This is a genomic window from Janthinobacterium sp. SUN073 (assembly GCF_030397665.1).
Taxonomy (GTDB): Bacteria; Pseudomonadota; Gammaproteobacteria; order Burkholderiales; family Burkholderiaceae_D; genus Janthinobacterium.
On record NZ_JAPUBT010000001.1, the window covers coordinates 769,937 to 789,848 of the forward strand.

The window sequence follows — 19,912 nt, forward strand, 5'->3', positions numbered from 1 at the left end:
ATGGACACAGATCACCCGGACAGTTTCCATTATTAGCGATGCTTGGAGGAAATGATCGAAGGAACAGGACGGGAAAGTACCCGTTATTCAGTTTGCCAGCAGGAAATTGATGAAAAAATAAGCAAAAATGGTGGAAGCAAGAGCTGGGGTCAGACCCGGCGGGTCTGCCCCCGGTACTAATGCTGTCAACTATTGCGCACCCACCAGCGCGGTGACGCGGATGGTCTTGGTTTCCGGCACTTCCGCATGCGACAGCACTTTCAGCTGCGGCAAGGCGCGGCGCAGGAAACGCGACAACAGGGCCCGCAGCGGCGCCGGCACCAGCAGCACCGGCGTCAGGCCTAGCGCTTCCTGCTGCTGCGCGGCCAGCCCTGCCTGGTGCGCGATGGTATCGGCCAGGCCCGGCTCGATGCCGGCACCATCGCCGCCGTTGCCCATGGCTTGCATCAGCAGGCGCTCCAGGCGGCTGTCGAGGGTCATCACGGACAATTCGGCCGCACCAGGGAACAATTGCTGCACGATGGCGCGGCCCAGCGATACGCGCACCAGCGCCGTCAGTTCGTTCGGGTCTTGCGTATTGACCGTATGCTCGGCCAGGGTTTCGATGATGGTGCGCATGTCGCGGATATGCACGCCCTCTGCCAGCAGGTTCTGCAGCACTTTTTGCAGGGTCGACAGCGACAGCATCTTCGGCACCAGGTCTTCCACCAGGCGCGGCGCATCCTTGCCCAGGTGATCGAGCAGCGATTGCACTTCCGCCCGGCCCAGCAACTCGGAAGCGTGCGAGGTAATCAGGTGGTTCAGGTGCGTGGCCACCACGGTGCCCGCATCGACCACCGTGTAGCCCATCGATTGCGCCTGATCGCGCAAGCTGGCGTCGATCCAGGTGGCGGGCAAGCCGAACGCGGGGTCACTGGTGGCCAGGCCCGGCAAGGTGCCGCTGGCCATGCCGGGATTGATCGCCAGGAACTGCCCGTTGAACGCTTCGCCTACGCCCACTTCCACGCCCTTGAGCGTAATGCGGTAGGCGGACGGTTTGAGCTCCAGGTTGTCGCGGATATGCACGGGCGGCGCCAGAAAGCCCACTTCCTGGGCGAACTTCTTGCGGATGCCCTTGATGCGCTTGAGCAATTCGCCGCCCTGCGTCTTGTCGACCAGGGGAATCAGGCGGTAGCCCACTTCCAGGCCCAGGGTATCGACGGGCATGATGTCTTGCCAGCTGGCCTCTTCCTGCTCGGGCGCCACGGTCGCTTGCGGCACGTCGGCCGGCCTCTCGGCCGCCGCCTTTTCCTGCGTGCGCTTCTTGCTGATCAGATAGGCGGAGCCGGCCAGCAATGACGCCAGCAGGATAAAGACCATGTTCGGCATGCCGGGAATCAAGCCCATGCCGCCGATGATGCCGGCGGTGATATACAGTACTTGCGGTTTCGCAAACAATTGACCGACCAGCTGGGTGCCGATGTCCTGGTCGCTGGCCACGCGCGAGACGACGATACCGGCCGCCGTGGAAATGATCAGCGAAGGAATCTGCGCCACCAGGCCGTCACCGATGGCCAGCAGGGTGTAGTTCTTGAGCGCATCGGCAAAGCCCATGTCATGCTGCAACAAGCCCACCAGCAAGCCGCCGACGATATTGATGACGGTAACCATGATGCCGGCGATGGCGTCGCCGCGCACGTATTTGCTGGCACCGTCCATGGCGCCATAGAATTCCGCTTCCTGCGCCACTTCCGTGCGGCGGCGGCGCGCTTCGTCTTCGCCGATCAGGCCGGCGTTCAGGTCGGCATCGATGGCCATCTGTTTACCAGGCATGGCGTCCAGCGCGAAGCGGGCGCCCACCTCGGCAATACGGCCCGCACCCTTGGTCACGACGGTAAAGTTAATGATCGTCAAAATGATGAACACCACGATACCGACCGTGTAGTTGCCGCCGATCAGGAAGTGACCGAACGCCTCGATCACTTTACCGGCCGCGTCGGCGCCCGTATGGCCTTCCGTCAGCACCACGCGCGTGGACGCCACGTTCAGCGACAGGCGCAGCATGGTCGATACGAGCAGGATGGTCGGGAACGCCATGAAGTCGAGCGGCTTGACCGTGTACAGCGCCGTCAGCAGCACGATGATGGACAGCGCGATATTGAAACTGAAGAAGATGTCGAGGATGAAGGCCGGCAATGGCAGCACCATCATCGCCAGCAGCATGATGATGATGACCGGCGCGGCGATGCCCTTGCTGGCGTTGCTGCTCATTCCGCTGAGCCAGGCTGGCAATCTCAGGCCGTTCATGGTGTACTTCCTTTATTCTTGTCTGCCGCGTCGGCTGCGGCTTTGATCTGCGATGCGGGGTCGAGCGGATCGAGCTCGGGCGGCACGTCGAGTTTTTTCGGCTTGTCGGGCCGCTGGCCATGGCCGCTGCCGTAGCTGCGCAGCTGGAACACATACGCCAGCACTTCGGCCACGGCGCCATACAGCGCCTCGGGGATCTCGTCGCCGATGTCCGTGTGCTTATACAGTGCGCGCGCCAGGGCCGGCGCTTCCAGGATGGCGACCTTGTGTTCGCCCGCCAGTTCGCGGATCTTCGCCGCCACCTCGTCGATGCCCTTGGCCACCACCTGCGGCGCGCCGCGCGAATTCTCGCCATACTTCAGGGCTACCGCGTAGTGGGTAGGATTGGTCACCACCACGTCGGCCGTCGGCACGTCGGCCATCATGCGGCGGCGCGACATTTCATGCTGCATCTGGCGTATCTTCGCCTTGATCTGCGGATTGCCGTCCGACTCCTTCGATTCTTGCTTGACTTCCTGCAAGGACATTTTCATCTTGTTAGCGTAGTGCCACATCTGGTACGGACCGTCGATGGCGGCGATCAGGCCCAGCGCGCCAACGATCAGCAAAAATGCCGTGATCAGCAGGCTGATCAGATGGGCCGAACCGGCGCGCAAGGATTCGACCGACAGGCCCAGCACGGCGTCTTTCTGGTGCTGCATCACCATCCAGGCGACGACGCCGACGACGATGGTCTTGGCAACGGCCTTGAGCAATTCCACCAGCGCATTCTTCGAAAACATATTGCCCAGGCCGCGAATCGGGTTGAGCTTGCCAAAATTGGGCGTGAACGCCTTGGAGCTGAACAGCCAGCCGCCCACCAGCACGGGAGAGGCCAGGGCGACGAGCATGATGGCCGCGGCGTACGGCAGGCAGGTCAGCAAGACGGAGCCCACGTCATAGCCGATGCGCAACATCATCGCGTCGGGATTGAGGATTTGCTCCCGGTCCAGGCTCAGGCCGGACACCATGACGGCCGTCAGCCGGCGCACGATGGCGTCGCCGGCAAACCACAGGCAGCAACCGGACGCCATCAGCACCGTAAACGTGGCCACTTCACGCGATCGCGGAACGTCGCCTTCCTCACGCGCCTGCTCGAGGCGCTTCGGTGACGCGGCTTCGGTCTTTTCTGCGTCGCTGTCTTCCGACATCAATCAACTCCGGTGAAGTCCTGCAGCCTGGTTAGGCGCAATACGGACTGGGCATGGAGCATTATCGAGTCAAGTGCCTGGTTGCCATCGGCGGAACAGGAGGACAAATCCCCTGTATTTCCTTTGCTCCTCAGAAACCTTAGCGGGACTTCCTGGCTTCCGCCTGCTTGACGGTCTGCTCGATGGCGCCAAACAGCGACTTGCCGTCATCGCCCAGCATTTCCAGCCGGACAACATCGCCAAACAGCAAGTATGGCGTGCTGGCGACGCCATCGGCGATCATCTCCTGGTTACGTCGTTCAACGATGCTGGAAAATCCCTTTTTAATTTCCTTGTTGGCGACACCGCCCGCGCTGACCACGCTGCCGGCGCGCGCGTTGCGCGTCTGGCACAGATGGGCGAGCAATTGCGGGTAATTGAACGCCATGTCGGCGCCCGCGTGGGGCTGGCCCGTCAATTTTCCGTTCAGGCTGCAGCGCAGCGCGTAATGCACCTTGCCGCCGCGCCAGGCGTCGCCCAGCTCGTCGGGCGTGATGGCCACCGGCGAGCAGGCCATGGCCGGCTTGGCTTGCAGGTAGCCGTAGCCGCTGGCCTGTTCGTCGGGCGCCAGGCTGCGCAAGGTGATGTCGTTGACCAGCATCAACAGCTTGATGTTCAGGTGCGCCTGGTCCGGCGTCGAGCCCATGGCCACATCGTCCGTGATGGCGGCGATGCCCGCCTCGTAATCGATGCCCCACTGCTCGTGCGCCAGGGTGATGTCGTCGTGGGCGCCGAGGAAATCGTCGCTGGCGCCCTGGTACAGGCGTGGCGCCTCGCGCAGATTGGCGGGCGCGTCTACGCCCGCCGCCTTGCAGGCGCGCTCGATCTGCTGCAGGTACGCGGCGCCAGCCACGCGCAGGCTGCTGCGCGGCAAGGGTGCCATGCAGTTGGCGGGATCGAAGTCGAAGGCGCGATGGCCGCGGCCGCTATTGATGGTCTGGTACAGCAAGTCCAGCTGGGGCGCGATGAAACTCCAGTCGTCGAGCGCCTTTTGCAAGGTCGAGGCGATGCCATCGGCCAGGTGGGCGGTTTTCAGGTCGCGCGAGACGACAGCCAGCTGGCCGTCGCGCGTGCCATCCTTCAGGGTAGCTAATTTCATGTGCGGGAAACTTCGTCAAATGCAGGCAGTGGGGACTAAAGACGCCAAAAAGCCGGGAAATCCCCGGCTTTGACGGTCAGGAGGGATTTACGCCAGCAGCGCGATCTGCTCTGGAGTCAGATAACACCACTCGCCTTCGGCGATGCCCAGCGACTCCAGCGTCAGGCTGCCGATGGCGGAACGGTGCAGCGCGCTGCAATGGTTGCCAGCGGCGGCCAGCATGCGCTTGACCTGGTGGTATTTGCCTTGTTCGAGCACGATTTCCAGCTGGAATTCTCCGCGCTGGACGCAGACGAGGGCCGCCAGCGGGGCCGGTTCGTCGTGCAATTGCACGCCAGCCAAGAGTTGCGCCACCAGCTCATCGGTCACGGGCTCTTGCGTGGTAGCCTGGTAAATCTTGGGAACATGACGCTTCGGCGACGATTGCGCATGGATAAATGGGCCATCGTCGGACATCAGCAGCATGCCGGTCGTATCGTGGTCGAGCCGGCCGACGGGCTGGACTTCGCGCCAGGTGAACTGTTCCGGCAGCAGGGTCAGCACGCCAGGGTGATGGCTGGGCTTGCGCGAGCATTCGAAATTGGCGGGCTTGTTCAGCGCCAGGTACAGGTGCGCGCGGTATACCCACTCTTCTTCGAACACGTGCAGCACCAGGCCTTCGGTCTCGACGATGGTGCGGTAAGTGGTCTGGGTGATGCCATCGATGACGACATCGCCATCTTCGATGAGGGAACGACAATATTTACGGGTGCCAAAACCCTGCGATTGCAGGATGCGGTCTAGGGATAATTTACTCATGGGCGTGACTTTACCAGAAGCGGCTGACAGCGTGAAGCGGCGGGGCGCGCCGCCTGCGCCAGCCGGCGCACCGCGCACCGACATTGCGCAGGCACAGATACGGCGATGCACAAGGTGAGATTTCGATATAAATGGCCCATTCCTTTGAGATATATCAAGCGCTCGGAATATCGCATTGATAGACTGAAACTTCGTTAGGAATCCGCCTAATGTACTTTAGGAATTGTGGCAGTCGCCACCCCTCATAAGGACATCGTATGAAGCATACCGATACCATCGCCTTACAAGGCAGCATCGCCGACATGCGCCAGCGCATCGCCGCGGAACAGGCGGCCATGCACAAGGTCAGACTCGGCGTGGCGCGCTGGCGCACCGCCTCTGCGCCGCAGGATGCGGACGCGCCGCCATCGCCAGCGAGCCAGACGCACTGGCATGCCGAGGCGCAATGCCATTTCATGTGCTGGCTGGAACTGGGTGGTTTTGCCCACGCGGATGCGGATGCGGCAGGCGACAACGTGAGCGCGCCCGCCATGGCGGACACGCCGCCCGACGTCCGCGCCAACTTCGGCACCAGCACAGCAGCGGCGCCGCCCCCCCTGCCCGCGCACTGTAACGGCTGCGTCGCCTGAGCGCGCCGCCATCGAACCCGCCATGCCCTGCCCCCGCATGCCTGCCTTGCCAGCCAGACCAGATCACGCATCGCGCGATGCCAGCCTACCCGACACGGACGACGCACAAAAGGAAACGGCGGCATTGCGCCGCCGTTCCCAAGCCCCATCGGGACTTCAGTGAGGAATGTAAATTCACTCAAAACCACATCTGCGATGCGGCGAGTAGTTCCAAGACCTGCCAATCAAGTTAGTACTGACAACATAGTTGATATATCGCCCCTCCTTGAAAAGAACTACGCTTTCACTATAGCCCAAACAGCCCCTTTTTCAAGCCAAATTACCATCTTATTGAAAATCATTCTCGACTGGCTTGCCTGTCAGCCAAGAGTGATATCTTCAACGCAACGCTGGTTGTGACTGCTGCACGGCCGCCTTCATGGCGCCTGCGCCCATGGCGGCGCCAAATTTCTTCAGCACCCGCTCCGGCAAGCCTTCATGCTGCGTGTAGTCGACGATATCTTCCGCCTTGACGACATCGCGCGCCACGCTGTCGACCGTGCCGAAATCGTCGGCCAGGCCCATTTCCACGGCTTTCGCCCCGGTCCAGTACAGGCCGGAGAAGGTATCCGGTGTTTCTTTCAGGCGCTTGCCCCGTCCCGTGCGCACCACGTCGATGAATTGCTGGTGGATTTCATTGAGCATGCCTTGCGCATACGCCTTGTGCTTTTCCGTCAGGGGACTGAACGGGTCCATGAAGCCCTTGTTCTCGCCCGCCGTCAGCAGCCGGCGCTCGACGCCCACCTTTTCCATCACACCCGTAAAGCCGAAGCCATCCATCAGCACGCCGATGGAACCGACCACGCTGGCCTTGTTGACATAGATGCGGTCGGCGGCGGCGGCGATGTAATAGCCGCCCGAGGCGCACATTTCATCGACCACCACATACAAGGGCTTGTCCGGATAGCCCTTGCGCAGGCGCTGCATCTCGTCGACGATCATGCCGGCCTGCACGGGACTGCCGCCCGGACTATTAATGTGCAGCACCACGGCCACGGAACCGGCATCGGAAAACGCCTTGTCCAGCGCGGGAATGACGACAGCGGCCGAGCCGCTGCCTTCGGACTCGATGCTGCCGCTGATGTCGATCAGGGCCGTGTGGCGGCCCAGGGTCTCACTGTCGTCGGCCGTGTTATAGTCATAAAACACCCACAGGGCGAACAACACGATCAGCAGGCCAAACACCTTGAAAAAGATGCTCCAGCGGCGGTGCGCGCGTTGCTCTTGCAAAGTGGCAAATACCAGCTTTTCCAGCACGTCGCGCTCCCAGTGTCCCGCAGGGGCGCCGTGGCCGGCGGCTGGTGCGCTGCTGTCCAGCTTGTCATTCGTGTCATCGCTCATGGTTCACTTTGTTTAAATTGCAATAATGCCTGTGCCCGGCTTCAGGCCGGCAGCGGCTGGACATACTCATCGGGTTGCCAGTACAACTGGCCATCGCGCTCGCTCACGGGTATCGGGCGCAAGCGTCCGCCCTTGCAGGGGCCGCCCGCGCAATAGCCGCTCTCCGGCACATAGATGGCGCCATGCGTCGAACACATCAGGTATAAGCCGCTGGACTCGAAAAACTCACCCTCGGCCCAGTCCAGTTCGATCGGCACGTGGGCGCAGCGGTTCAGGTAGCCATATGCCTTGCCGCCGTGGCGCACGACAAAGCCCGTGGTCGCCTCGCCACCAGCCGATACGGGAAAGCGCACGCCCTTGCCGCCATCGGCCACCGCGTCGGCGGCACAAATCAACACTTCCGCAACATCGTTCATCATGCGTGCTCGCTCAGCCATTGATGCAGATCGGCCACCGTGGCGGCCGAATACAGCGGGTTGCAAGCCTGCAATTGCTCCACCGGATGCGCTCCATACTCTACGGCAATACCGGCCGCGCCTGCATTGCTTGCCATCAACAAATCATGACTGGTGTCGCCGATCATCACGGTGCGGCGCATATCCTGCCCCAGTTCGCGCGTCAGCTCCTGCAGCATGGCCGGATGGGGCTTGGAAAACGTTTCATCGGCGCAGCGCGTCGCATCGAACAGCGACAGCAGCTTGACGGCATTCAAGGAACGGTTCAGGCCGACACGGCTCTTGCCCGTGGCGACGGCCAGAAAGTACGCTTGCTGCGAGAGTTCCTGCAGCATTTCCTGCACACCGGGAAACAGGGTCAGTTCATGGTCGCGCGACAGATAGTGATAACGATAGCGTTCCGCCATGCGTGCATGGTATTTCGGCTCCACATCGGGCATCACCAGCTGCATCGCTTCCTGCAAGCCCAGGCCGATCACATGCGAGGCCAGCAACTCGGTGGGAATTGGCAAGCCCAGGTCTTTCGCCGACGCCTGGATGCACTTGACGATGGTCGAGGTACTGTCTATCAGGGTACCGTCCCAATCGAAGACGATCAGATCAAATTGCTTTCTTGCCATGTTTCCCGACGACAAAGCCGCCGGCTCCTTGAGAATGAATGATGGCGACTGACTACCTTGTGAGTAGCGTCGCGCGCACGCGCTCGATAGCTATCGTGCAGCAACGGCCAATGGTTTGCCCAAGCTTACCAAGAAACGCTCGCATTCGGCAGCCAGCGGCGCGTTCAGGGTCATCGTCTTGCCCGTCTCCGGATGCGTAAACGTGATCTGGTGCGCGTGCAGGAACATGCGCTTCAGGGCGCCGCGCGTGCTGTCGGCTTTCAACAGGGCACGGTTGAGGGCAAAGTCGCCATATTTATCGTCGCCCGCGATGGGGAAACCGGAGGAAGACAGGTGCACGCGGATCTGGTGCGTGCGTCCCGTCTTCAATTCCGCTTCCAGCAAGGCGAAGTTGTGATATTTATGCAACAGTGAAAACACCGTGTGCGACGCCAGACCATCGGCCTGCACGGCCACCCGGCGCTCGCCTTCGGCCGTCGTATATTTATGCAGCGGCAGTTTGATATGCTGGCGCGCATTCTTCCAGTCACCGGCCACCAGCACCAGGTAGCGCTTGTCCGTGACCCCGTCGCGCATCTGTTCGTGCAAATTCGTCAATGCCGTGCGTTTCTTTGCCAGCAACAGCAAGCCGGACGTGTCGCGGTCCAGGCGGTGCACCAGTTCCAAAAACTTGGCGTCGGGGCGCGAGGCGCGCAATTGCTCGATCACGCCGAACGAGACGCCCGAGCCGCCATGCACGGCCACACCGGCCGGCTTGTCGATGACGAGCAGCTGCGCATCTTCGAAGATGATCTTGAATTCGGCGGCCGGCGCGCCCGTGGGCGCCTTTTCGGCCACGCGCACGGGTGGAATGCGCACCACGTCGCCGGCGACGAGACGGTACAACTGATCGATACGGCCTTTATTAACCCGCACTTCTCCCGATCGCAAGATCCGGTAGATGTGGCTTTTAGGCACTCCCTTGCACACTCTTAATAAGTAGTTGTCGATACGCTGGCCTGCTTCTTCCTCGGCGATCGTTACGAATTGGGCTTGCGGCTGAACCGGGGGTGTTGAAGGGGGAACAACATCTTTTTGACTCTTCATTTACTATGTCTTCCCAGAAATCTCTCTAAGTCCTTCATTTTGAATATATAATTGTTTTTGCTGCGGCCCTGGCTGCTGCGAGTGTAAGAATAAAAGCACATTTTACACAGGGGCGTCTCCACCGGCCTCGCCAAATTGCAAATTCGGTGGAAAAAAATGTATATGCACCATCCCTGCGCGAATCAAGGTTGCACCGTAGTTGTAATCGGATAACGCGTGGAGATGCTGAAGTGAGTGTGGGATTATAAGGATAAGTACCCGTTAGCGCGACTTATCGAGTCGGGCTCGCGGGTTGATGAAGTTGATAACGCTTGCCGTTTTCGCCAAACCCCGTATGTGGCCAAATACTGAGGGTTGTCGATGATAGGCTGAGGCCAAGCCTCGCCATCGCGATCCCTGTAATGAGCCGGCTAACGATTTTGGCTCTGAATTTGCTGACCACTTGCATTCTCTGCCCCCGATGCAGTTCATTCTCATCCGGGCTGTTTCAGATGAGTTGCAAGTGTCCTGTGCACTCGGCATGACGATTGACCTCACCGCGCCTGTTGCGGCCGTAACGCATATCTCGTACGCGTTGTTGCTCCGCACGCCTGGGCATTTCCCCCGCCAACACTCCCGTTCTCGCATATATCCCTGTACTTTCGCCGCTTCCCCGGAAGCGGCTTTGAGATGGCCTACGGGTCGCGGAGTTATAAAAATGAAACGCATGTTGTTTAATGCCACGCAGCAAGAAGAACTGCGCGTAGCGATTGTCGACGGACAGAAACTGATCGACATCGATATCGAGACAGCCGGGCGCGAACAGCGCAAATCCAACATTTACAAGGGCGTGATCACGCGCATCGAGCCATCGCTCGAAGCGTGCTTCGTCAGCTATGGCGAAGACCGCCACGGCTTCCTGCCTTTCAAGGAAGTTGCCCGCACGTATTTCCGCGAAGGCGTCGATGTGCGTAACGCTTCCGTCAAGGAAGCGCTGCGCGAAGGCCAGGAAATCATGGTGCAAGTGGAAAAGGAAGAGCGCGGCAACAAGGGCGCCGCCCTGACCTCGTTCGTTTCGCTGGCCGGCCGTTACCTGGTCTTGATGCCGAACAACCCGCGTGGCGGTGGCGTATCGCGCCGCGTGGAAGGTGAAGAACGCCAGGAATTGCGCGAAACCATGGATAAACTGGACTTGCCAGCTGGCATGTCCGTCATTGCCCGCACCGCCGGCATCGGCCGCAACGTCGATGAACTGCAGTGGGACTTGAATTACCTGATGCAACTGTGGCGCGCCATCGAAGGCGCCGGCAAGTCGGCCAACGGCGCTTTCCTGATCTACCAGGAATCGTCGCTCGTCATCCGCGCCATCCGCGACTACTTCCAGCCCGACATCGGCGAGATCCTGATCGACACCGACGAGATCTACGACCAGGCGCACCAGTTCATGAGCCACGTGATGCCCGACATGGTGCACCGCGTAAAACGCTACAGCGACGACGTGCCGCTGTTCTCGCGCTTCCAGATCGAACATCAGATTGAAACGGCCTACAGCCGCACCGTGCCGCTGCCATCGGGCGGCGCCATCGTCATCGACCACACCGAAGCGCTGGTCTCCGTCGACGTCAACTCGGCGCGCGCCACGCGCGGCTCGGACATCGAGACGACCGCCTTCAACACCAACTGCGAAGCGGCCGAAGAAGTGGCCCGCCAGCTGCGTTTGCGCGATTTGGGCGGCTTGATCGTCATCGACTTCATCGACATGGAAGTGGCGAAAAATCAGCGCGAAGTGGAACAGCGCTTGAAAGATGCGCTGCACCATGACCGTGCCCGTGTACAAATGGGCAAGATTTCCCGCTTCGGCCTGATGGAACTGTCGCGCCAGCGCCTGCGCCCTTCGCTGTCCGAAGGCTCACACGTGACGTGCCCGCGCTGCTCCGGCACCGGCCACATCCGTGACACGGAATCGTCCGCCCTGCAGGTGCTGCGCATCATCCAGGAAGAAGCGATGAAGGAAAACTCGGCCACCATCCACGTGCAAGTGCCCGTGGACGTGGGCGCCTTCCTGCTGAACGAAAAACGCGGCGAAGTGCTGAAGATCGAAAACCGCCACCGCATCGCCGTGATCCTGATCCCGAACAAGCATCTGGAAACGCCGCACTACAAGCTGGAACGCATCAAGCACGACGATCCGCGTCTGGAAGACAGCCAGGCCAGCTACAACCTGGCCGAAAGCGCTGAAACCGACATGGCTTACAGCAAGCGCCAGAAGGAAGAAGCCAAGCCGCGCCAGGAAGCCGTCGTCAAGACGATCACCCCTGACCAGCCGGCACCGCTGGTCGAGCGCAAGCCTGTCGAAGCGAAACCAGCCCCGGTGGCCGCGCCTGCCGCACCACAAGGCCTGATCGCCAAGATCATCAGCTTCTTCACCGGCGCCCCGGCACCGGTGGCGCCAGCGCCCGCCCCTGTCACACCAGCCAAGCCGGCCGGCACCGACCGCGGCGACCGCAACAGCCGTGGCCCGCGTGGCCGTGGCCGCAACGGCAAGCCTGGCCGCGAAGAACGCGAACCGGGCCAGGGTCGCCCAGCCCAGGACGATGCAGCGAAAGAAGCGGAAGCACTGGAAAAAGCGGCCCGTCCGCCACGCCCACCGCGTCCGCCACGCGAACCGCGTGAAGCGGGCGAGGCAACGGCGGCACCACGCGAACGGGGCGAGCGCCCTGAACGCGCGGAACGTCCTGAGCGCGCAGAGCGCCCGGAACGCGCCGAACGTCCGCCACGCCAGCCACGCGAAGGCCGCGAGCCACGCATCGACAAGGCTGTTGTTGCTGAAGTGAAAGCGGATGAACTGGCCCTGGTTGGCGCTACCGCCAGCGCCGTCAATGTGGTCGTACCGTCAAGCGGTCCGGACGCTGATGCAGCACCAATGAGCTTGCTGAAAGCGCCGGTCAATGCCGGCCCTGAAGGCGAAGAGACGGAAAACGACGTGGAAGGCGAAGAACCGCGCCGCCGCCGTCGTCGTGGTGGCCGCAACCGCAACCGCCGCGACCGCGAAACGGGCGAGCTGATCGAATCGGCAAACGGCGAGAACGAAGGCCAGGACGCGCCAGTGATCAGCTTTACGGTTGCTCCGGCGCCGGAAGCCGCCGCTGATGCTACCCCGGTCGCCGTCGTGGCTGCCGCCGCTGTCGTCGCCGTCGCTGCGCCAGTGGAAGCTGCCGTCGTGGAAGTGGTCGAAGTGGTCGAAGTGGCCAAGGTGGTCGATATCGCCAAGGTCGAAGAAGCCGCTCCTGCCGCTGAAGCCGCGCCAGTTGCTGAAGTCATCGTGCCGCAAGCCCCTGTTGAGGCCGTCGTGGCTGCAGCGCAAGCTGAACCAGCCGCTGCCGAGCCAGCACCAGTTGCCGAGTACAGCTTTGCCGAGAAAGCGGAAGCCGCACCTGCACCTGCACCTGCTGAAATCATCGTCGAAGCCGTGCCAGTGGTGGAAGCCGCGCCTCTGGTCGAAGCCATCGCCGTGATCGAGGAAGCACCAGCAGCTGAAACGGCACCTGCCGTGGTGGAAGCCGCTCCGGTGGTTGCCGAAGTTGCTCCTGCTCCTGCTCCGGCGCCAGCACCTGTCGTCGCTCCAGCGCCGGCTCCTGCCGCGCCAGTCGCCGCGCCGCTGGACTTGAGCGCCGTGCTCGGTTCCGCCGGCCTGACCCTGGCAGCCACCGATCCGGAAAAACTGCGCCTGGCGCAGGAAGCCGCTGCCAAAGCAGTCGCTCCCGTGCGCAAGCCGCGCGAACGCAAGCCATTGCCGCCGCAATCGGATGAGCCGTTGATCCAGGTCAACACGCAACGTCCATAAGCGCGCCGGGTTCGCCCAGCCGCCAATGATGAAAGGGGGAGCTCAGGCTTCCCCTTTTTTATGTCCACTTTTTTGCCAGCCAGCCGCCATGCACGAGAACGCCAACCTGCCCCGTCCCGCCCCCGTCAGCCTGCGCAGCGCCTTCTGGTACTGGCTCAAGCTGGGCTGCGTCAGCTTTGGCGGCCCGGCCGGGCAAATCGCCATGATGCATGCGGAACTGGTGGAAAAGCGGCGCTGGATTTCCGAGCAGCGTTTCTTGCACGCCCTCAATTACTGCATGCTGCTGCCGGGGCCGGAAGCGACCCAATTGGCCATCTACATCGGCTGGCTGATGCACCGCACGCGCGGCGCCCTGGTGGCGGGCCTGCTGTTCCTGCTGCCCTCGCTGGGGGTGCTGATCGTCCTGTCCTGGCTCTACATGGCCTACGGCCACGTGGCCGCCATCGCCGGCATCCTGTACGGCATCAAGCCGGCCGTCGTCGCCATCGTGCTGGCGGCTGCCTGGCGCCTGGGCCGGCGCACCTTGCGCAGCCCCGGCCTGATGGCCATCGCGGCGGGCGCATTTATCGCCATCGCCGTGCTACGGCTGCCATTTCCGCTGATCGTGCTCGCCGCCGCCCTGCTGGGCATGGCGGGCGGGCGCTGGCTGCCGGCCCATTTTCAGGCCGGCGGCACGCAACATGGCGGCGCGGCCCGCTACGGCGCCGCCCTGATCGATGACGACACGCCCACGCCGGAGCACGCGCAGCTCAAATGGCCGCGCCTGCTGGCCACATGCGCACTGGGCCTGGCGCTGGCCTTCTTCGCCTGGCTGGGCCTGGCACTACTGGGCGGACGCGAGCAGCCGCTGGCGCAGATGGGCGTGTTTTTCAGCAAGGCCGCCCTGCTCACGTTCGGCGGCGCATATGCCGTGCTGCCCTACCTGGTGCAGGGCGCCGTCGACCATTACCACTGGATCACCAGCGCGCAGATGATGGATGGCCTGGCGCTGGGCGAAACGACGCCCGGCCCTCTGATCATGATCGTCGCCTTCATCGGTTTTGTGGGCGGCTGGAGCTATGCCGCAGGCATCGCCGGTGAACACCTGTGGCTGGCGGGCGTGTGCGGCGCGCTCGTCGCCAGCTGGTTCACCTTCCTGCCCTCGTTCATCTTCATCCTGGCCGGTGCGCCGCTGGTGGAAGCGTCGCGCGGCAATTTGCGCCTGAGCGCGCCCCTCACGGCCATCTCGGCGGCCGTGGTGGGCGTCATCGCCAGCCTGGCCCTGTTCTTTGGCCGCCATGTCTTCTGGCAAGAAAACCCGCTGCCCCACTGGGACTGGCTGGCGATGTTCATCGCACTGGCGGCCGGCGTGGCGCTGATCAGGTTTCAAATGGGAACCATCAAATTGCTGCTCGCCTGTGCCATCTTCGGCCTCGTGCTATCGTATCTGCCTTGACCGATTTAACGTAAGTGGTATCACCTTTCATGGCTGACAAGATTATCTACCTCGCCGAGGCCCGCAATGGGGCCTTGGTGATCCCCGCGCGGCTGGAAAGTCCCAGCGGTAACGTGGCCGACAGCCTGGGCCGGCCCCTGCACGACTTGCGCATCTCGATTACCGACCGCTGCAATTTCCGTTGCGTGTATTGCATGCCAAAGGACGTGTTCGACAAGAACCACGTGTATCTGCCGCACACGGATTTGCTGTCGTTCGAGGAAATCACGCGCGTGGCGCGCCTGTTCGTTGAACACGGCGTGGAAAAGATCCGCCTGACGGGCGGCGAACCGCTGCTGCGCAAAAATATCGAAAAGCTCATCGCCATGCTGGCCGCGCTGCGCACGCCGTCGGGCCAGCCGCTGGACCTGACCCTGACGACCAACGGTTCCTTGCTCGCCAGAAAGGCGCAAGCCCTGAAGGATGCGGGCCTGAACCGCGTCACCGTCTCGCTCGATTCGCTCGACGACGCCACCTTCAAGCGCATGAACGATGTCGACTTCGCCGTGGCCGACGTGCTGCACGGCATAGATGCGGCGCACCAGGCGGGACTCGGCCCCATCAAGATCAACATGGTCGTCAAGGCCGGCATGAACGAGCAGGAAATCGTGCCCATGGCGCGCCACTTCAAGGGCACGCCCTACATCTTGCGCTTCATCGAATACATGGACGTGGGCGCCTCGAACGGCTGGAACTTGCAGGAAGTCATCCCGTCCGCCGAGGTGGTGCGCCGCATCGGTACACACATGCCCTTGCTGCCCATCAACCCCAACTACACGGGCGAGACGGCGGCGCGCTGGCGCTATGCCGATGGCAGCGGCGAAATCGGCCTCATTTCCAGCGTCACGCAAGCGTTCTGCGCCGATTGCAGCCGCGCCCGCCTCTCGACCGAGGGCAAGCTGTACACCTGCCTGTTCGCCAGCAGCGGCCACGACTTGCGCAGCCTGCTGCGCGGCGGCCGCAGCGACGCGGAAATCTCCTCGGCCGTGGCGCAGCTGTGGCGTGGCCGCGCCGACCGCTATTCGCAATTGCGCACCAGCCAGACGGATTTGACGGGCACCACGCTTGAGCACGGTAAAAAGAAAGTGGAAATGTCGTACATCGGCGGCTGAATCAGGCGCGGCGCGCGCCTGCCGCTGCTACCATGGCGCATGCACCCACTTCCTACCTGACATGATCAACACACACGACATTACCGGCCTGATCCTGGCTGGCGGCCTCGGCACGCGCATGGGCCAGCGCGACAAGGGCATGCTGCACCTGCATGGCCAGCCTCTGGCCCGCCACGTACTGCAGCGCCTGGCGCCGCAAGTGGGCCAGCTGGCCATCAGCGTCCACGCCGATGCCGGCGATTACGCGCGCTTCGGCCTGCCCGTCTGGCCGGACGTACTGCCGGGCCAGCTGGGCCCGCTGGCAGGTCTACACAGCGGCATGCGGCACGCCAGCACGCCCTACCTGCTGAGCGTGCCGTGCGATTCGCCCCTGCTGCCGCCCGACCTGGCGGCGCGCCTGGCCGCCGGTTTGATCGACAACGAGGCCGACCTGGCCATCGCCGTCACCGAAGAGATCGACCCGGCGACGGGATCGACGGTGCGCCGCCCGCATCCCGTCTTCTGCCTCGTCAAAACTTCCGCCCTGCCCCAGCTCGACGCGTATCTGCGCAGCGGCGAGCGCCGCATGCGCACCTGGCATGGCCCCCTGAAGCTGGCCGAAGTAGTGTTCGAGGATGGCGCCGCGTTCGGCAACATCAATACCCCGGACGAGCTGGCCGCCCTGCAGGCGCAGGGCCTGTCCGTGCCGATGGCGCAAGCCATCCTGGCCGACAGCGTCGCGCCCGTCGCCGACATCGAGGAATTGCCGTTGCCGCAAGCGTTCGAGCGCATCCTGGCGGCCGACATCATCTCGCCCATCAGCGTGCCCGCGCACGACAATTCCGCCATGGATGGCTATGCGCTGCATGGGGCGGATCTGGGCGGCAGTGCGCCGCTGACCCTGGCCGTGGTCGACACCATCCTGGCCGGGCGTCCCGGCACGGTCAAAGTTGGCCGCGGCCAATGCGCGCGCATCATGACGGGTGCCGTCATGCCGGACGGCTGCGACAGCGTGGTGCCACAGGAACTGGTGCTGCAAGCCAATGAAACCAGCATCACGCTGGCGCCCGATAGCATCCGCCCCGGCGACAACCGCCGTTTCAAGGGGGAAGACTTGATGCAGGGCAAACCGGCCTTGCTGCAGGGCAAACGCCTGGGTCCGGCCGAACTGGGGCTGCTGGCCTCGCTGGGCATCGCCACCGTGCCCGTGCGCCGGCGCCTGCGCGTGGCCTTCTTTTCCACGGGCGACGAATTGCGCTCGATCGGCGAGCAACTCGACGCGGGCTGCATCTACGACAGCAACCGCTACACCCTGCTGGGCATGCTGAGCCGTTTGGGCTGCGAAGTGCTCGACATGGGCATCGTCAAGGATGATCCGCAAGCGCTGGAAGCGGCACTGCGCAGCGCCTGCGCCTCGGCCGACGTCATCATCACCTCGGGCGGCGTGTCCAGCGGCGCGGCCGATTTTACGCGCGAGATCCTGGCACGCCTCGGTGAAGTGGCCTTCTGGCAAATCAACATGCGCCCGGGCCGCCCCATGGCTTTTGGCCGGATTGCCAGCGAGGGCGACACGGCCTTGCTGCTGGGCCTGCCCGGCAACCCCGTGGCCGTGATGGCGGCGTTTTACTTCCTCGCCCGCCCCACCCTGCTGCGCCTGATGGGTGCCGATGCGGACACGGCCACCCTGCCGCTGCTGCAAGTGGCGGCACAAGCGACTATCCGCAAGAAACGGGGCCGCACCGAATACCAGCGCGGCATCGTCGAGCGGGGTGCGGACGGCCGCCAGCACGTGCGCGTGACGGGGGCGCAGGGCTCCGGCATCCTGCGTTCGATGACGCAAGCCAATTGCATGATCGTGCTGCATGAAGCGCAAGGCCACGTGGCCGCGGGCGACCTGGTCGATATCGTGCTGTTGCATGGATTGACCTGATGAAACCTCTGCTTCTGGCACTGGCCCTGCTGCCAGGCATGGCGGCGTACGCTGGCGAAGTCCACAGCAATGGCTACATGGTGCGCTTCGACGAGCGCATCGAAACGGCGCCGGGCGACTTGCATGGCGCCACCGTGGGCCGCATCAGCATCGTGCGCGCCGCCGATCAAGGTCTCGCGTGGCAGGAAAATACACCCTTGCAACCGGGCTGCGGCGCCATAGCGGCCGTCACCGTCCTCAACGACAGCTATGTGGCCCTGTGCGGCCACTTGGGCGGGCGCCATTACACGCACAAAATCATCTTCATGCAAGGCAACTCGCCCGCCATGGTGAGCGTGGACCAGTTCGATTCGCCCAGTGCCGTGCGCGTGGAGCGCGACGGATCACTGGCCATCGACGTCCTGCGGCGCGACCGCTTCCCTGACGAACTGACGGGTCCGCATTACTTTCCCACCGTGTACCGCATGCACCACGATGACGCCACGTTCGGTTTCGCCCCCAGCTTTGATGGCGATGCCGCCGAGCGCTACTGGCAGCACTATCGCGCCACGCGCCAGGCGGCGCCAGCGGCGGACGTACTGCCGGAACTGCTGGCCTCCCTGCTGGCCGCGCAGGCTGGCAAACAATCCATCTGCGCCGAACTGGCCACGCTCGCCGCGGATCTGCGGCAGGGGCAACAGTACGAACAGTACGATACGCAAGGCGCGTTCACCTTGATGCGCAAGTGGCTGCACAAGCTGCCCGCCATCGGCTATCCCGCCTTCGATACGCAAGCCTGCCCGGGCCGCATCTAGATCGTTTCACCGCCGCCTGCTGGCGGCGCATCCTTCAACACCCCACTCCCCTCTCAACCGGCCCGCCCAGCGCGGGCCGCTCGCATTGCCCCTTCGCAATCAATTGACCTGCACGGCAAGCGTTCGCCTATCGAGATTAAAATATTAATTATTTCTCAAAATAATATATAAATAAACACAACACTAATTGTAATTATTTTATTTATTTGTTGATGCTACAGTTTCTTCGATGATAACATTCGAACTCACATAAAAATTCAATTTTGATATTGTTTTCACGAGGAAACTAATAATGAGACACCATTCATGGATCGCAGGTGCCGGCATGCTGGGAGCGGCTTGCCTGCTTGGCATGTTGTCCCTGGCGTCGCTGCCCGCCTATGCCAAAGGGGCAGCACGGGCCGACGTGCTGGAGCATTGCAGCTGGAACCGCCCGGGCGCCGATCCGTTCATGGGAGATGTCGTTGCCGCAGTGGACAGGTACCCGGACATCGCGCCGCAGGTGCGCGAAGAATTGAAGGCGCGCATGCGCGCACGCCAGTATGATGAAATCGTCGTGATCAGCCGCGACGCCATCCGCGGCAAGGGCAATTACGATGCGCGCATCAGCGACATGCATTTCGGGCCGGGCCGCGTCTGCCGCAATGTCACGCGCTCAGGCTGGAGCGAGCAGATGCAGGAAAGGGGTCTTGTGTACTGCGTGCAGGGCGTTTGCATCCTCGTGCCCACCGTGTGCCGCAATGTCAGCCGCATCACGCGGGTGCCAGCGTCAGCGACGCCAGCCGCCGGAGCCGCTCCCGCTGGCGCCGCTCCCGTTGCCGCCGCGCCCGCCGCCCCGGAAGCAGCTGGCGTGCCCGTGATCGATAATCCCGACGCCTTGCGCGGCGGTTCCTTCACGGGTGCCGGCGCGCCGCTGGCCGTGGCGAGCACGCCCTTCCTGCCCTTCGATTATGTGCGTACCGCCGGCGGTATCACGCCATCAGCCGGCATGGGCGGCGGAGGTGGCGGAGGTGGCGGTGGTGGAAGCCTGCGGCCGGACCAGGGCAGCAGCATCATCGTGCCGCCCACCGTGATCCTGCCGACCCTGCCACCCACCGACCTGTCCGTCCTGCCGGCCGTGCCGGAACCGCACACCTGGGCCATGCTGCTGGCGGGATTGGCGCTGCTGGCCGGCGCCACGCTGCGCCGTCGGCCAGCGGCGACCTGAACGCCGAAGGC

15 protein-coding genes are annotated in these 19,912 nt (G+C 63.0%); 7 read left to right on the top strand and 8 right to left on the bottom strand.

The window, feature by feature from the left end:
• Positions 1-189: 189 nt before the first annotated feature.
• From flhA to O0882_RS03595, 4 genes are all read right to left on the bottom strand, one after another.
• Entirely contained in the window at positions 190-2,286 is a 2,097-nt protein-coding gene (flhA, locus tag O0882_RS03580) for a flagellar biosynthesis protein FlhA (protein ID WP_289945402.1), read from the bottom strand.
• On the bottom strand, positions 2,283-3,476 hold the full coding sequence (gene flhB, locus O0882_RS03585; RefSeq protein WP_289945404.1) for a flagellar biosynthesis protein FlhB: 1,194 nt from the start codon (positions 3,474-3,476) through the stop codon (positions 2,283-2,285). Before flhB ends, flhA begins: the two co-directional genes overlap by 4 nt.
• Positions 3,477-3,615: 139 nt before the next feature.
• Positions 3,616-4,614, bottom strand: coding sequence for a fumarylacetoacetate hydrolase family protein (locus tag O0882_RS03590; RefSeq protein WP_289945407.1), 999 nt, complete (start codon positions 4,612-4,614; stop codon positions 3,616-3,618).
• An 87-nt stretch (positions 4,615-4,701) separates the two neighbouring features.
• The gene (locus O0882_RS03595; RefSeq protein WP_289945408.1) at positions 4,702-5,412 is read right to left on the bottom strand and encodes a 16S rRNA pseudouridine(516) synthase; all 711 of its coding nucleotides are present in this window, start codon (positions 5,410-5,412) and stop codon (positions 4,702-4,704) included.
• Positions 5,413-5,669: 257 nt separating this feature from the next.
• Between O0882_RS03595 and O0882_RS03600 the strand changes: the two genes are divergently transcribed.
• Complete coding sequence (locus tag O0882_RS03600; protein ID WP_289945410.1) at positions 5,670-6,041, top strand: hypothetical protein; 372 nt, start codon at positions 5,670-5,672, stop codon at positions 6,039-6,041.
• Between the two features lie 378 nt (positions 6,042-6,419).
• Here the strand turns inward: O0882_RS03600 and O0882_RS03605 are convergent, their stop codons facing one another.
• The 4 genes from O0882_RS03605 to O0882_RS03620 form a co-directional block, all read right to left on the bottom strand.
• Entirely contained in the window at positions 6,420-7,421 is a 1,002-nt protein-coding gene (locus tag O0882_RS03605; protein ID WP_289945412.1) for a S49 family peptidase, read from the bottom strand.
• Between the two features lie 41 nt (positions 7,422-7,462).
• Positions 7,463-7,840, bottom strand: coding sequence for a Rieske 2Fe-2S domain-containing protein (locus O0882_RS03610; protein WP_289945413.1), 378 nt, complete (start codon positions 7,838-7,840; stop codon positions 7,463-7,465).
• A complete protein-coding gene (locus tag O0882_RS03615) occupies positions 7,837-8,496 on the bottom strand; it encodes an HAD-IIIA family hydrolase (protein ID WP_096237515.1) in 660 nt (219 codons plus the stop codon). The genes O0882_RS03610 and O0882_RS03615 overlap by 4 nt, the downstream gene beginning before the upstream one ends.
• Before the next feature lie 90 nt (positions 8,497-8,586).
• Positions 8,587-9,582 (bottom strand): RluA family pseudouridine synthase, encoded by a 996-nt coding sequence (locus O0882_RS03620; protein ID WP_289945414.1) that lies wholly within the window; start codon positions 9,580-9,582, stop codon positions 8,587-8,589.
• Positions 9,583-10,279: 697 nt separating this feature from the next.
• Between O0882_RS03620 and O0882_RS03625 the strand changes: the two genes are divergently transcribed.
• The 6 genes from O0882_RS03625 (at position 10,280) to O0882_RS03650 (ending at position 19,901) form a co-directional block, all read left to right on the top strand.
• The gene (locus O0882_RS03625) at positions 10,280-13,405 is read left to right on the top strand and encodes an Rne/Rng family ribonuclease (RefSeq protein WP_289945415.1); all 3,126 of its coding nucleotides are present in this window, start codon (positions 10,280-10,282) and stop codon (positions 13,403-13,405) included.
• Between the two features lie 88 nt (positions 13,406-13,493).
• On the top strand, positions 13,494-14,840 hold the full coding sequence (gene chrA, locus O0882_RS03630) for a chromate efflux transporter (protein ID WP_289945416.1): 1,347 nt from the start codon (positions 13,494-13,496) through the stop codon (positions 14,838-14,840).
• A 29-nt stretch (positions 14,841-14,869) separates the two neighbouring features.
• Positions 14,870-15,991 (top strand): GTP 3',8-cyclase MoaA, encoded by a 1,122-nt coding sequence (gene moaA, locus O0882_RS03635; protein ID WP_289945417.1) that lies wholly within the window; start codon positions 14,870-14,872, stop codon positions 15,989-15,991.
• 61 nt (positions 15,992-16,052) lie between these two features.
• Positions 16,053-17,900 (top strand): gephyrin-like molybdotransferase Glp, encoded by a 1,848-nt coding sequence (gene glp / locus O0882_RS03640; RefSeq protein ID WP_289945419.1) that lies wholly within the window; start codon positions 16,053-16,055, stop codon positions 17,898-17,900.
• On the top strand, positions 17,900-18,694 hold the full coding sequence (locus tag O0882_RS03645; protein ID WP_289945421.1) for a hypothetical protein: 795 nt from the start codon (positions 17,900-17,902) through the stop codon (positions 18,692-18,694). The genes glp and O0882_RS03645 overlap by 1 nt, the downstream gene beginning before the upstream one ends.
• 292 nt (positions 18,695-18,986) lie before the next feature.
• Positions 18,987-19,901, top strand: a complete 915-nt coding sequence (locus O0882_RS03650) for an MHFG family PEP-CTERM protein (RefSeq protein ID WP_289945422.1) — start codon at positions 18,987-18,989, stop codon at positions 19,899-19,901.
• Positions 19,902-19,912: the final 11 nt, after the last annotated feature.